General features: G+C 34.4%; 14 protein-coding genes and 2 rRNA genes (1 of these 16 running past the window's edge). 6 read left to right on the forward strand and 10 right to left on the reverse strand.

What is annotated here, in order from left to right; all coding sequences use genetic code 11:
• Positions 1-4: 4 nt before the first annotated feature.
• The 8 genes from trpD to PGC14_RS07010 form a co-directional block, all read right to left on the reverse strand.
• Positions 5-1,015 (reverse strand): anthranilate phosphoribosyltransferase, encoded by a 1,011-nt coding sequence (gene trpD / locus PGC14_RS06975; RefSeq protein ID WP_271628525.1) that lies wholly within the window; start codon positions 1,013-1,015, stop codon positions 5-7.
• Positions 996-1,607 carry an anthranilate synthase component II gene (locus PGC14_RS06980; RefSeq protein ID WP_271628526.1) on the reverse strand — a complete coding sequence of 204 codons (612 nt, stop codon included), beginning with the start codon at positions 1,605-1,607 and terminating at the stop codon, positions 996-998. Before PGC14_RS06980 ends, trpD begins: the two co-directional genes overlap by 20 nt.
• Positions 1,588-2,955 (reverse strand): anthranilate synthase component I family protein, encoded by a 1,368-nt coding sequence (locus PGC14_RS06985; protein WP_271628527.1) that lies wholly within the window; start codon positions 2,953-2,955, stop codon positions 1,588-1,590. The genes PGC14_RS06980 and PGC14_RS06985 overlap by 20 nt, the downstream gene beginning before the upstream one ends.
• A gap of 238 nt (positions 2,956-3,193) precedes the next feature.
• The gene (locus PGC14_RS06990; protein ID WP_271628528.1) at positions 3,194-4,258 is read right to left on the reverse strand and encodes a M24 family metallopeptidase; all 1,065 of its coding nucleotides are present in this window, start codon (positions 4,256-4,258) and stop codon (positions 3,194-3,196) included.
• A 35-nt stretch (positions 4,259-4,293) separates the two neighbouring features.
• Complete coding sequence (gene aroQ / locus PGC14_RS06995; RefSeq protein ID WP_271628529.1) at positions 4,294-4,731, reverse strand: type II 3-dehydroquinate dehydratase; 438 nt, start codon at positions 4,729-4,731, stop codon at positions 4,294-4,296.
• An 8-nt stretch (positions 4,732-4,739) separates the two neighbouring features.
• Positions 4,740-5,600, reverse strand: a complete 861-nt coding sequence (locus PGC14_RS07000; RefSeq protein WP_271628530.1) for a TIM barrel protein — start codon at positions 5,598-5,600, stop codon at positions 4,740-4,742.
• The gene (locus PGC14_RS07005) at positions 5,597-6,115 is read right to left on the reverse strand and encodes a shikimate kinase (protein ID WP_271628531.1); all 519 of its coding nucleotides are present in this window, start codon (positions 6,113-6,115) and stop codon (positions 5,597-5,599) included. The genes PGC14_RS07000 and PGC14_RS07005 overlap by 4 nt, the downstream gene beginning before the upstream one ends.
• Before the next feature lie 126 nt (positions 6,116-6,241).
• Positions 6,242-7,099, reverse strand: coding sequence for a hypothetical protein (locus tag PGC14_RS07010; protein WP_039764596.1), 858 nt, complete (start codon positions 7,097-7,099; stop codon positions 6,242-6,244).
• Between the two features lie 175 nt (positions 7,100-7,274).
• Here PGC14_RS07010 and sigY point away from each other — a divergent pair, with 175 nt between their 5' ends.
• The 6 genes from sigY to PGC14_RS07040 are packed head-to-tail and all read left to right on the forward strand — an operon-like array spanning position 7,275 to position 10,406.
• On the forward strand, positions 7,275-7,826 hold the full coding sequence (sigY, locus tag PGC14_RS07015; protein ID WP_039764598.1) for an RNA polymerase sigma factor SigY: 552 nt from the start codon (positions 7,275-7,277) through the stop codon (positions 7,824-7,826).
• Entirely contained in the window at positions 7,807-8,214 is a 408-nt protein-coding gene (locus tag PGC14_RS07020; RefSeq protein WP_039764601.1) for a hypothetical protein, read from the forward strand. The genes sigY and PGC14_RS07020 overlap by 20 nt, the downstream gene beginning before the upstream one ends.
• Entirely contained in the window at positions 8,211-8,507 is a 297-nt protein-coding gene (locus PGC14_RS07025; protein ID WP_039764603.1) for a hypothetical protein, read from the forward strand. Before PGC14_RS07020 ends, PGC14_RS07025 begins: the two co-directional genes overlap by 4 nt.
• A 16-nt stretch (positions 8,508-8,523) precedes the next feature.
• On the forward strand, positions 8,524-8,730 hold the full coding sequence (locus tag PGC14_RS07030) for a PLD nuclease N-terminal domain-containing protein (protein WP_039764605.1): 207 nt from the start codon (positions 8,524-8,526) through the stop codon (positions 8,728-8,730).
• Positions 8,723-9,661, forward strand: coding sequence for an ABC transporter ATP-binding protein (locus PGC14_RS07035; protein ID WP_039764607.1), 939 nt, complete (start codon positions 8,723-8,725; stop codon positions 9,659-9,661). Before PGC14_RS07030 ends, PGC14_RS07035 begins: the two co-directional genes overlap by 8 nt.
• Positions 9,648-10,406 (forward strand): ABC transporter permease, encoded by a 759-nt coding sequence (locus tag PGC14_RS07040; RefSeq protein WP_271628532.1) that lies wholly within the window; start codon positions 9,648-9,650, stop codon positions 10,404-10,406. The genes PGC14_RS07035 and PGC14_RS07040 overlap by 14 nt, the downstream gene beginning before the upstream one ends.
• Before the next feature lie 101 nt (positions 10,407-10,507).
• Here the strand turns inward: PGC14_RS07040 and rrf are convergent.
• Positions 10,508-10,624: ribosomal RNA gene (rrf, locus tag PGC14_RS07045) — 5S ribosomal RNA — on the reverse strand.
• A gap of 77 nt (positions 10,625-10,701) precedes the next feature.
• A 23S ribosomal RNA gene (locus PGC14_RS07050) occupies positions 10,702-10,991 on the reverse strand; it runs 2,672 nt beyond the window's last position.

Raw genomic sequence — 10,991 nt, forward strand, 5'->3', positions numbered from 1 at the left:
TTTTTTAAGCCCCCACTTTGTAGTGTTGCTGTAAATCTTTAAGCTTTAACATAGCATCACCCTTTTTTATTGCACTTTGGCACAAGGCAATGCCTTCTTCAATATCATTTGCAATCTCTGCAATATAAAGAGCAAAAGCAGAATTTAGAACAACTGCCCAATAATAAGCAGAAACCTCACCATTTAAAATACTCATCAAAATTTTCGCATTCTCTTGCGGGGTATACCCCTTAATATCATCAAGCTTGTACTCTATACCAAACTCTTTTGGGTCTATGTAGTATTCTTTGATATTATCACCTTGCAACTCTAAAACTCTTGTTTTCTGTGAAACCGAAATTTCATCAAGCCCATCAAGGCTGTGAATAACAGCTGCTCTTTTTCTTTTTCCTTTCAAAACAGAAGCTATCTTTTCCTGTGCTTCAAAATCAAAAGCACCAACAACTTGATAGTTCAAACTTACAGGGTTCAAAAGTGGACCTAAGATGTTAAAAACTGTCCTTATACCAAGCGACTTTCTTACAGTTGCTACTTTTTTCGTTGCTGGATGGTACTTGGGAGCAAATAAAAACGCAAAATTGTGCTTCTCCAAACCTTCTAAAATTCTTTGAGGTGGTGCCTGGATATCTATGCCTAAATTTTCTAAAATATCTGCAGAACCAGAGTTACTTGTAATGCTTCTATTACCGTGTTTTGCAACCTTTAAATCAAAACAGCTGAGAACTATTGCACTTGCAGTGGAAATATTAAATGTACCTTTGCCATCTCCACCAGTCCCACATGTGTCTATCGTCTTTGGATGAGTATATTCAATCTTTTGAGCCTTTTCATAAAACGCGTCGACAAAAGCAGAAATTTCTTCTTTTGTCTCTCCTTTTGTTTTAAGTGCTGCCAAAAAAGCTCCAAACTTTATCTCATCAAGCTCGCCATCAAGTATGCTTTCCAAAAGTCTTTTTACTTGGACATAATCCAAATCTTTTTTTGCTGTTATAACCTCAAGCGCTTCTTTGAGCATCTTCTTTCACCTGCCCATAACACAAATCTAAAAAGTTTTGTAATATCTTTTCCCCATCAGGTGTCAATATTGATTCAGGGTGAAATTGAATTCCATATATTTTTAGCTCATCATTCAAAATTGACATAACCTCACCATCTTCACTTACTGCTGCTATTTCAAGTCCCTGCAATGATGCTGTCTTTTCTACAACCAAAGAATGGTATCTGCCTGCAAAGAACCTGTCTGGCACACCTTTGTAAAGTGGACTTCTTTTACCTGCTTCTAATAAGTCAACTCGAGACCTCATCCCATGATATATTGACTTGGCATGCACAACTCTTGCTCCAAAGCATTCACCTATCACCTGATGTCCCAAACATACCCCCAATATTGGGACTACTCCCGCAAACCTCTTTACTACCTCTGACGAGATCCCTGCAACTTTTGGGCTTCCTGGCCCTGGTGAGATTATTATTCCTGCAGGATTTAGTTTTTGTATAGTTTCAATTGTAACCTTATCGTTTCTAAAAACTACTACCTTGGTTTTGCTTGCAATCATCTGATAAATATTGAATGTAAATGAATCGTAGTTATCTATTAACAATATCATTCTCATCCACCTCCATAATTTTCAAAAATGCTCTTAGCTTGGTCAAACACTCTTGATATTCATTATCAGGAACAGAAAGATTAACAATTCCCGCTCCACTTTGAAGTAGGAATGTATCTTCTTTCTTGTCCTTTATGGCCATCCTGATTGCAATTGCTAAGTCAAAACAATCTTTGAAGATGTAACCTATCGCACCTCCATAAAGTCCGCGTCTTTGCCTTTCATACTTCTCTATCAGCTGCATTGCTCTTACCTTTGGTGCACCTGTCAGCGTGCCCGCTGGAAATACTGAAAGTATCGCTTTCACAAGGTTTTTCTCTTCAAGCTCACCTGTGACAACTGAGTAGATGTGTATGAGGTTATAAAGCTTTTTAATTTGTAGATATTCCTCTACTTTTACTGTGCCGGGTTTTGAGATTCTCCCCAAATCATTTCTGGCAAGGTCTACAAGCATCACATGTTCACTGATTTCTTTCTTGTCTTTTAATATCTCTATCTTTTTTTGTGCAACATCATCGCCATCATTGATTCTATATGTGCCAGCAATAGGGAACGTCTTTACTATGTTTTTCTCCTTTTTAATCAGTGTCTCTGGTGAAAAACAAATAATCTGCTCATCTTTGGTATTTATTACAACAGAGTACTCAGACGGATTCTTTTCCTTCATTGTGTAAAAGAGCTGGTTTGTTGAAATATCGCTTTTTATCTTTATCACTTGAGACAGTACAATCTGAAAAATTTCTCCGTTTCTTATATCCTCTTTTGCTTGTTTAACTATACTGATATAGTAATCTCTTGGAGTATTGTACAAAACCTTGCTCGTGACTTTTTGGTTTTTCCCATTGAACTTGTTAAATTTTTCCCCTTTGAACTCAAAGCCTTTGGAAACAAGCACTTTGCCATTCCCTAAGTTTTTGTCAACTATGAAATTCTTTTTGTATATAGTAAACACAATGTATGGCTCATCAGTCGAGTAAATGTCCTCTATCAAGTTTATAGCATGGTAATTAAAACGCGCTGATATAAATGCATTTTTCTCAATCAAATACGTTAAGATTTTATTGAGCTTTTCTAAAACCCCTTCATGTTCAACCACTTTATTGAAACCATCTTCAATCTCAATTCTGTTTTCAAATACCTTTATAACCAAAAGAGTATCATAGCAAAATGCCAGTATTTGGGAATTTTCAAAGTAGAAATAATCTTCCCCTATTGACTCAAAATCAATATGAGATATGTCAACTGAACTGTCAATATATTCCTCAAAGGAAGGAATATTTATACTTACACCTTGATAGCAAAAAAGCCCCGATGAGCTATCGGGGCGCATATTTGCCACCTTATTCATCTTGTAGCTCATCTCCTCTCATCTTTTCTATTCTCATCTCGTCTCAGCTCAAAAACTAAAAAATTCTCACCTCTAACTGTTATTTTTAGTATATCAAAAAAGTTGACAGTTGGCAATAGAAAATCTTGGAATTTTGCTTGCTATACTGTGGATGTTTCTATTCCCCCTCTTGAACATCTTATCATCATTTGTTTTTGTTAGCAGGTTACATACATCATTTTCTTTTTTTACTTTAAACCTACAATATTATTATTTCTTTCGTGGAGCCTGTTAAAATTTCGCATCCATTTTTCTTCACAACGACTAAATCTTCTATTCTTACACCACCCACCTCTTCAAGATAAATGCCTGGTTCAACTGTTACAACCATATTTTCTTTCAAAATTGCTTCTGACTTTGGCGAAAGTCTTGGAAGTTCATGTATTTCAAGCCCCACTCCATGACCTAATGAATGACCAAATTTTTCTATATAACCAAAGGAACCTATATAATCACGTGCAATTTTGTCCACTTCAAGACATTTTATCCCTTCTTTTATAAATTCTTCTGCCTTTTGCTGAGCTTCTTTTACAATATTGTATATTCGAATCATCGAGTCGTCAGGCTTTCCAACAAATATTGTCCTTGTCATATCCGACATGTAGCCGTCATAGTTGCAGCCAAAATCTATTGTTACTACATCTCCATACTCAATCTTTTTGTTTGTAGCTGTGCCATGCGGAAGCGAACTTCTCTTTCCAGATGCTACAATTGGTTCAAATGAAAACCCTTTGGCTCCGTTTTTCAATATAAAATGGTTAAGCTCTGCAACAACCTCATATTCCGATACGCCCGGTTTTATAAATCTTAAAATATGCTCAAAAGCCTTATCTGTTATCTCAATAGCTCTCTTTATAAGTTCAATCTCTTCCTCATCTTTCACAGCTCTTATTTCATCAATGCTGAAGGAAAGAGGATAAATTCTATCCCCTATCTTCTCTTTCATATCAGAAAATGTTGAAAAAGTAAGGTTGTATCCTTCAAAATAAAGTGAATTTATATGATTCTGAGAGAGAATATCCAAAATGGCTTCATAAAGCTTTCCCTTATAGTCGATAATCTCAAATTCACTTACCTCTTTTTTTGCTTGTTCAACGTATCTAAAATCTGTAAGTAGGTATTTTTTTTTATCTCTGGTGAGAAGTAAAAAACTCTCATCTCCTTTAAAATTGCTAAGATATCTCACATTTTCTTTTTTTGTGATAAATACCGCCTCTACTTTTTCATCCCTTGTAAAAACCTTTTCAATTCTCTTGTCAGTCATTTATAATATCCCTCACTTTTGTAACTTTTTTTAGATCAAACTAAAATCTCCTTTAATGCGTAAAGTGCAATTATATAGCTTTTTATACCAAAACCAGAGATTTGTCCTACACATGCTGGTGCAATTACACTTCTTTTTCTAAACTCTTCTCTTGCATAGATGTTGGAAATATGCACTTCAATTGTTGGAATATTTACAGCTTTTATTGCATCGTGAATGGCATAACTGTAATGGGTGTAAGCACCTGGATTGATAATTATTCCATCTATATTTTCATCAAGAGCTTTGTGGATTCTATCTACAATCTCACCCTCATGATTTGACTGAAAAAAGAGTATATTTAGATTAAGCTCTATTGCCTTTTTTGATATCATCTCCAAAAGCTCATCATAGTTTGTGTTACCATATATATTTTTTTCTCTGATACCTAAAAGGTTTAGATTTGGCCCATTTATCACTAGAATCTTCTTCACCCTGTACCTCACATCCTTTTTTCTAATATTTCATGGTAAATTTTCTTTAGCACAAGTGCGTCTTCACTCATATAATCCTTTGATTCACAGATGATGACAGGTTCAAGCTTTAGCTCAACAAGAGCCTCTGCCAGTGGCTCAAAGTCCGGCTCATATTGTTTGTCCTCATAATTCCAATGTTTTTTTTCTCCTTGGGATGTATATTCAATTCTGCTAAAGTGACTGTGAAATCTTCTCATTCTCTCGTATCCAAGCTGGTTTATGAATTTTTTTAAAAGATTTTCAAAATCCTCTCTGGTTTTTAACCCCCCACCAGTGAATGCATTAATGTGTCCAAAATCAATTGTTGGTAGAAGAATCTCGTCTATTTTGCATATCTCTATTATTTCATCAACACTTCCAAGATTATTTTTCTTTCCCATTGTCTCTGGACATAAAAAAATTCCTTCTGCTTTCATTTCCTTCACCACATTTACAACTTCAAGTATAGCTTTTTTGGCAGTCTCAAAGGCAATTTTTCTGTCAACTTTTGCACAAGACCCGGGATGGAATACAATTCTCTCTGCTCTCATTTCTTTTGCAACTTCTACGCACTCATAAATATATTCTTTAGACTTTTGCAATTTCTCTTCTTCTTGACTGCCAAAGTTTATATAGTACGGAGCATGAATTGACACAAGTATATCGTATTTTTTAGCTTCATCTCCTATCTGTCTTGCCTTTTCCTTTGAAATGTTTACGCCTTTGTTGCACTGGTATTCATATGCCGAAAGCCCAATAGAATAAAGCCATCTTGGTACTTCAACACTCGATTTGTGCCCTGCATCGTAAAAGCTCTGAGAGTTACCTGCTGGTCCAAACCTTGTCATCTCTTACTCTCCTTTGCCATATGGATTGAAATTATCTTCTCAGCTACAAGATCAGGACTTAGGATATCTGTGTTTATCTCAAAATCGCAGTTTTTATAAAACGGCATTCTTATGTTCATAAGTCTTATAATGGTGCTAAGCTTGTCACCATTTTTCAGAAGGGGTCTTGTGTTATCGTCTTTTAATCTTTTTAGAATATTTTCAGGAGATGCGTACAAAAAATAAATGACTCCATTTTTTCTTAAAAGTTTTACATTTTCAGGATCTAAAACAACCCCTCCACCTGTTGATATAACGACATTTTCAAGCTTTGAAACTCTTTCAATAACTCTTTTTTCGCATTCTCTAAATTTTTTCTCGCCATGTATTTCGAATATCTGGTCAATTGTCAGTCCAAACTCTTTTATTATCTCAGAGTCGGTATCAACAAGATCAATATTCAATTTTTCTGCAACTAATCTCCCTATAGTTGTCTTGCCACTTCCCATAAAGCCTGTTAGGACAATGTTTTTCATTTTAATATACCTTTCCTTTTTAATAAGCTGTGTGGTGTGAAAGTTTGTATTTATTATACCATAAAATCTTTACATTGAAAAAATAAAAAGACCATTCTTACAATCGAATGGCCTTTTAAAAATATTTTACTTTCCCACTTTCTCCTGAGTCTTTATAATCTCAATGCAGTTCATAAAATCTTTAAGCATTGCCCATCCCTGTAAGCCTTTTTCTGTTTTTATAAGGTACCAATCATAAAGCTTATTGTTCTTCTTCGATTGGTCTTTAAACCAATTAGAAGTGTCGCAACTTACTATTTCTATCTTTTCTCCTTTCCTTGTAATTGTTAATTTGCTTTTTTGGTCTCTGTAAGAGTATAAAACAAAGGGTTTTTTAACATATGCAAAAACACCAACATTGTATAACTCCTGTGGAGAAAGTTTTAAGGTCCGTACACCAGAAAGTGTCTGGTTTAAGACATATTTTTCTTTTTTTATCCAAAAGTCCATATTCACTTCAACGATAACTTCCTTATTTCCAAAAATGAGCGGTTTTGAATTTGAGCTAAGAAGTTCTTTAAGCGCTTTACCTCTATAATCTAAAATCACATACTTTTCACCCTTGTTTGAACTATAATGAAACAGAATTTCTTTGTATTGATCACTGCTATCTATGTCTACTATTTCAGGTACAAATACCTGTAAAATATTTTCTTTTGGTTGATAAAGGCTACTGTTTACACTCAGTACATACTTTTTCTGGTTTTTATCCAGCCAAACGCTTATTGTATCCACCTGCGCATCTGAATTCAAATCAACCTGTTGCTGGAAAACCAATTCTCTCTGGATATTTTGCTTTGCAGATTTTGAAGCTTTTTGAACTGAAGCCGGCAACTTGTTTAAATTTTTAGCGCTTGCTGCCATAAACAAGCTTTCGATAATAAGGGCTATTATTAATGAAATTATAAGTAATATCAGGGCTTTTGCTATTATTTTCCTGAGCATCCTCGTTCATCCTTTACATAATGTTTATCCTTCTAATTATAATCATACCCCAGTAAAAAATGGGTATCAATACTAATAAGCAAATTTACAAGATTTTTTAATATTTTTGTAATCCAAATCACCTTGAACTTTTTTATATTTCAGAGCGTTTAATTTGCAGCAGGAGTGATAGGTAGTGGATGAAAAAAGATTAATAGATGAGGCAAAAAAAGGAAATAAAGAGGCTCTCTGCAAGCTTATTGAAAATAATCTAAATATTCTTTCTGGTTTTGTGATAAAGATGACTACAGACTATCATCTTGCCCAGGATGTTGTACAGGAAACTCTTTTAAAAGCTATCATAAACATAGATAAGTTCTCACCAGATGTAAAGTTTTCGACATGGCTTATAAAAATCTCTATAAACGTATATAAAAGCTTTTTGAGAAAAAATAAAAGATATACCTACTTGGATGGATCATATAAAGATTACATGCAGGACGCAGAACATGCTGCCATATCAAATAGTGAATACAAGGACATTTGCAAAGCTATTTTGTCTCTTGATTATAAACTCAGAGCTGTTTTTATTTTAAAACATTTTTATGGGTATAAATACAAAGAAATTGCCAAAATTTTAAACTGTCCTGTCGGGACAGTAAGGTCAAGGCTCCATTTTGCTATAAAGTTTCTGGTAAAAGAGCTTGAAAAGAAAGGAGTGCTGGAAAGTGAAAACAAAAAAGAGTGAAAAAATTCAAGATTTAATTATTGATAAATACTATGAAGAAATAGAGAATAAAGTTTCAGAAAAAATAGATTGCGATAATACTTTGCTTGAAAAAAAGTTGAAACTTTTAAAAAACAAACTTGAGCCTATGAATAAACTTCCTTTGGTGAAGATAGATATCCAGAAAGTCATTGAAGATGCAATAGAAGCAAAAGTAAAAAAGCAGGAAAAGGTTAATCTTCTACTATTTTTGCTTTTGAGTTTTCTTATTTTTTCCGTTTATATTTTGTTAATTAACATCAATGGTTTTGGATTTTTCATAAGGCTTCAGATACTTTTCGAAACGCTGTTGCCATGGATTTTGATCCCTGCATCATTGATATCTAAGAAGAAAGGTGTGAGAACATGAAGATTAATAAAACATTTGTATTTTTTCTCATTACAGCTACTATTTGCTTGAGCTTTTTGCTTTTTTTAGTCCAGCAGTTTTCTGATGAAAAAATACCAATGGGTCTTTTGATAATTTTATTCTTCTTATTGATGGCTCAGGCTGTATATATATTCTTTGATGCTAAAAACAGAGGCGAAAAATACTATTTTCTCTGGGGTTTATTTGGACTTTTAAATTTTCCTAGCAGTCTTATAATATATCTTCTTATCACAAGGGTAATTCTAAAAGATAAAAATAAAACAACTTACTGAAAAGGAGTGTTTCGGGATGCTCGGAAATATGGATATAGAAGAAATGCTAAAATTGCTTACACCTGTAATTGTACTGCAGTTTGTTCTTATGATTTTCTGTCTTGTTAAGTTGAAAAATGACAAAGTAAAATATCTCCCAAAATGGACGTGGGCGCTAATAATAATTATTTTCAACTTTGTGGGTCCTATAGTTTACTTGTTACTTGGAAGAGAGCGTGATTAGTTTGCTGAAAGTGATAAATCTTCACAAAAGCTTTGGAAAAGTAAAAGTTTTAAAAGGCATATCATTTGAAGTAAAACCTGCAACTGTCCATGGTTTTCTTGGACCAAATGGAGCAGGTAAGACAACCACAATGAAAATTCTCTCTGGACTAATTAGTTTTGATGAAGGCACAATATTATTTGAGAATCTTGATTATAAGACAAACAAAAATGTAATAGTGAAACAAATTGGATACCTTCCTCAAACCCCTGTATTCTATGGTTATCTCACACCAGTTGAGTATTTAAGCTTAATAGGACAAATTTGCAATTTTGAAAGTAGAACTATTAAAAAGAGGACTGAAAAAGTCCTTGAGATTGTAAAACTTTCAAGCGTTTCTAAAAGAAAAATCTCAACTTTTTCAGGCGGAATGCTTCAGAGACTTGGAATAGCTGTCGCAATATTTAATAAGCCTAAACTATTGCTTCTTGATGAACCAACCGCTTCTTTAGACCCCGAAGGAAGAGCTGAAGTTTTGGAACATATAAGATCCTTGAAAGAAGAAGGAATTACAGTATTTTTTTCAACACACATATTAAACGATGTTGAAAGAATTTGCGACTACGTAACAATATTGCATGAAGGTAAAATAATTGTCAGTGACAGTTTAGAAAACCTTCAAAAACAATATATTCAACCTGTTTTTTGTGTTGAGTTTGAAGGTATTCCTAACAAGTTGGAAGAAAAATTCTCTCAGTTTCCTTATATTCGAAAAATCGATATTGACAACTACGGGAAAGTCTCAATTTATGTTAACAATGTTGAAATTGCAAAAAGAGAATTAATAAAAGTATTGGCACAGATAGATAAGCCCATCTTATCCTTTTATTTAAAAAAGCCCTCGCTGGAAGATATCTTCATAAGGGTGGTAGAAAAAAGTGACGACATTTAAAGCATATTTTAAAAAAGAATTCATTGAAGGGATAAGACAGTATAAATACATTGCTCTTGCAACCGGTATAATATTGTTCTCTATCTTAGATCCAATAATGTTAAAGCTTCTTCCAACTTTTGTTAGTAACAAGATTCCTGCCAATTTAATACACAAGCTATTTGAGTTTAAGACTAAAGACGCATTGGCAAATTATATCAAAGATCTTTTTCAAATTGGTACGCTATTTGTAATATTCACTGCTGCAGGCAGTATAAATGAGGAAATATATTCTCAAAAAATAGTTTTTCCTCTCACAAAAGGTGCAAGTAAATCTCAAATTGTTATGGCAAAGTTTCTACATTTTTTAGTTGCAGTTTGCTTTTTCTTGTTTGTAGGCTTATTCCTCAACCGATATTACGCTAATCTTCTTTTTGAAGGACAAAAAATTGCTATCTCCGATACAATTCTTGTTTATTTTCTTTTGTGTATTTATTACCTGTTTGTGATTTCGATTACACTACTTTTCAGCAGCTTTACAAAGAAAAATATCTCAGCTGGAATTTTGGCATGTGCAGCCTCTTTTTCTACTGCTCTACTCTCTCAGTTTGAAAAACTTAAGAAGTTCAGTCCATATAATTTAATTTTGCTTACAAACAGTGTTGATTTACAAGATGCAAAAATAGCAATGTTAATTACCGTTTTTTTAACTCTTATATTCTTAGTAACAACCATTTCTCGATTTAATAACTTGGAATTAAATTGAATTCTCATACACAGGAATTTTTTATATGCTACCATATGTAAAGATGGTTAAGTAGAATATGAGAATTGTTAAACATTTAACACACTTATTAAAAATAAAAAATCCGGCAGCCACCTACTTTCCCGTGCCGTCTCCAGCACAGTATCATCGGCGTTGCGAGGCTTAACTTCCGTGTTCGGAATGGGAACGGGTGTTACCCTCGCTCTTTCGCCACCGGATTTGTTTCCTTCTCTATTCTCATCATTCTCTTGCTTTTCAGCAGCCTCGCAAGTGAATAGGGTAAGACTGGTGTCAATCGGTCAAGCTCCTCGGGTCATTAGTACCGCCTTGCTCAACGCCTCACAGCGCTTACACATGCGGCCTATCTACCTGGTAGTCTACCAGGACCCTTACCACCTCTTCGGTGTGGGGTATCTCATCTTGGGGTGGGCTTCACGCTTAGATGCTTTCAGCGTTTATCCCATCCGGACTTGGCTTCCCAGCCGTGCCCCTGGCGGAACAACTGGTAAACCAGCGGTCCGTCCAACCCGGTCCTCTCGTACTAGGGTCAGCTCCCCTCAAATACCCTGCGCCCGCGGCGGATAA

Origin of the sequence: Caldicellulosiruptor sp. DIB 104C, from assembly GCF_028198085.1 — a bacterium.
Taxonomy (GTDB): Bacteria; Bacillota; Thermoanaerobacteria; order Caldicellulosiruptorales; family Caldicellulosiruptoraceae; genus Caldicellulosiruptor; species Caldicellulosiruptor saccharolyticus.